The sequence below is a fragment of the Rhizobium sp. BR 314 genome, from assembly GCF_047445805.1.
Classification (GTDB): domain Bacteria; phylum Pseudomonadota; class Alphaproteobacteria; order Rhizobiales; family Rhizobiaceae; genus Rhizobium; species Rhizobium lusitanum_B.
On record NZ_JARWLA010000105.1, the window covers coordinates 1 to 1513 of the forward strand.

Genomic DNA, 1513 nt, shown 5'->3' on the forward strand with positions numbered 1-1513 from the left:
GTTGGTTAGAGCACACGCTTGATAAGCGTGGGGTCGGAAGTTCAAGTCTTCCCGGGCCCACCATTTGCAGATTGCGAATGTGGGTTGGGAATAGACGGTGACGCGGAAGTTGCCGAACCTCAATGAAGATTGGGGCGATCGAGCTGATGGGGCTGTAGCTCAGCTGGGAGAGCACCTGCTTTGCAAGCAGGGGGTCAGCGGTTCGATCCCGCTCAGCTCCACCAAATCGATTGGTGTCGAGACTGACGGCAAGTGTCTTCTGAAGAAATAAAGGTTTTGCATCGGCCTTAGGGGCTGAATGCGTGTTCTGCATACATTGTGAAGAGAAGATTGATCTGGAGGCTTCCAGGTGTTTTGGGTTTAGGCCCGAAGCGTCCGAGCCCGGACCTTGTGATATCGTGGATGGCCTAGCCGGCTGGAAACGAAGGAGGGGACGGAGGTAGGAAGGAAGCTTGTCGCTCTGGATTGTCATTGTTGGTCCTCTTKGAGGACTTCTGATGGACAATCGGATTACCGTTGCCTGACCGCGCGGTATCGGATCCAATCTCGAGAAGCTGGTCTTAAGATAGACCGCAAGTGAGCTGCTCGGCGTAGCTCCAATATCTCGCGAAAGCCTTATGGCTTTTGCGTAAAAGCGGATCTATCGAACACGTCGATGGCATCTGATTGGCGCGATTGTAAAAGGTAATCGCGCTTTGGACTGACCGTATGGTCAGATTTGGCACCCCTTCGAGCGCAAGCGAGGAGGAAAGGTTTGCCAAATCCAATAAGGATGAGCATTGGCAATGAGAACGATCAAGTGTCGTAAGGGTATTTAGTGGATGCCTAGGCATGCACAGGCGATGAAGGACGTGATACGCTGCGAAAAGCCGTGGGGAGCTGCGAATAAGCTTTGATCCATGGATCTCCGAATGGGGCAACCCACCTTAAATGCTTGGGAAATCATTCTGGTTGTCGGACCTTTGGTCCGACGTTACGGCGAACGATCGCCGACGCGCTCTGCGCTTTGTTGGTGCCCTGCTCGGGTTCGAGTGTGGCAGCAGCACAGGCCAGAGGCCTGTCGTCGGTCGTCCGACGCGCCCACGCAGCGCCGCCCGAAGGGCGGAACAAGCGTGAGTGAGAAACCCGAATGGTTTCCAAGCATTATCAATAAGGTATCTTCACCTGAATAAAATAGGGTGTAAGAAGCGAACGCAGGGAACTGAAACATCTAAGTACCTGCAGGAAAGGACATCAACCGAGACTCCGCAAGTAGTGGCGAGCGAACGCGGACCAGGCCAGTGGCAATGAAGTTTAAAGTGGAAGAACCTGGAAAGGTTTGCCGTAGAGGGTGACAGCCCCGTACGCGTAGATAGCTTTATTGTCCTAGAGTAGGGCGGGACACGTGAAATCCTGTCTGAACATGGGGAGACCACTCTCCAAGCCTAAGTACTCGTGCATGACCGATAGCGAACCAGTACCGTGAGGGAAAGGTGAAAAGCACCCCGACAAGGGGAGTGAAATAGAACCTGAA

1 tRNA gene and 1 rRNA gene are annotated in these 1513 nt (G+C 53.5%); both read left to right on the top strand.

Features of this window, described 5'->3' with window-relative positions:
* The first annotated feature begins 148 nt into the window (after nt 1–148).
* Nucleotides 149–224 (top strand) — tRNA-Ala (locus QD461_RS36610).
* A 569-nt stretch (nt 225–793) separates the two neighbouring features.
* Nucleotides 794–1513 (top strand): 23S ribosomal RNA (locus QD461_RS36615); the annotation flags it as partial.